At 53.9% G+C, this 568-nt stretch carries 1 pseudogene; it reads right to left on the bottom strand.

What is annotated here, in order from left to right:
- Positions 1-172: pseudogene (locus QZ269_RS13455) on the bottom strand (IS6 family transposase); the annotation flags it as partial.
- Between the last annotated feature and the right edge of the window lie 396 nt (positions 173-568).

Below are 568 nucleotides of genomic sequence, written 5' to 3'. Positions count from 1 at the left end.
CGAATTTGTCGCACCATTCGCGAATCGTTTCGTAGCTGACTTGAGTTCCGCGATGGAGAAGCAATTCTTCAACATCTCGGTAACTCAAGGTGAAGCGATGGTAGAGCCAGACGGCGTGCTGAATGATGCTCTTGGGAAAACGGTGGCGATAGGGCTTCAAGTCCGCAGGCATGCTGACTCAGTTTACTTGAACTTAACCTGACAGAACCGACGTAAGACTTCTCTGATTTTTCGCATGGACACTCGCTTTCTGGTCATCCTGCAAGGATGACCAATGAGGTTCCGTCCACACGTGTTGGGTGCCGACCCCAACAAAGGGTGCCGGATTACCCAGCGCAGGGTACCGCATTAATCTAGCGGAAGGTGCCGGCCGATCCCAGTGCCGCCCGCCGGATTAGGGCTGGGTGGAACACGTCTAGAACGGTTAAAATCGAGACGGTATTGCTAGATACCGTCTTAATCATAGTTTGCCGCGTCGTACTGTCATTCGCCGTACTTGAACTTAACCTGACAGAACCCTTTTGCATGTCCCCCGGCTGCCCGGCGCTCTGTGCCGGGCGAGGGAACA

The organism is Deinococcus sp. (assembly GCF_018260405.1).
Lineage (GTDB): Bacteria > Deinococcota > Deinococci > Deinococcales > Deinococcaceae > Deinococcus.
The sequence above is the reverse complement of the archived record's forward strand: the minus strand, read 5'-3'. Positions and strand labels throughout refer to the sequence as shown.